Origin of the sequence: Nocardia carnea NBRC 14403, from assembly GCF_000308515.1 — a bacterium.
Classification (GTDB): domain Bacteria; phylum Actinomycetota; class Actinomycetes; order Mycobacteriales; family Mycobacteriaceae; genus Nocardia; species Nocardia carnea.
The window spans coordinates 1-379 of sequence record NZ_BAFV01000083.1; the positions used below are offsets into that span (position 1 = coordinate 1).

General features: G+C 64.1%; 1 protein-coding gene. It reads left to right on the forward strand.

Translation table 11 applies throughout. The features are described from left to right. Positions 1-379, forward strand: a 379-nt coding sequence (locus ON22_RS26600; RefSeq protein WP_043740661.1) for a tyrosine-type recombinase/integrase, incomplete at both ends; no start/stop codon positions are given.

Sequence of the window (379 nt, forward strand, 5' to 3'; positions counted from 1 at the left end):
TCAGCAAACGAAAATCGAATCGGGACAACCCGCGACGATCCCTGTCGATGCCGAGATCGTCTCCATCATCCGATCCCAGCAGGAGCACGCCCGAAAGCTGCTCACCACCTTTGGTGCGCCGGCAGGAACCCAGCCCCGCTACCTGTTCGTGCGCCCCCGCAACAACCGGTGGGGCCAGCACCCCTACTCGTGCAACACCTACAACCCGCGGCTGCGGGAACTGACGAAGCGGCTGGGGATCACCGACAGCACAGGACGCGCGGTCTCGATCTCGCGCACACACCAATTCCGCCACACCCGAGTCACCGACCTGATCAACGCCGGTGTCCCGCTGCACGTCGTCATGCGCTACTTCGGGCACCTGACACCCACGATGACC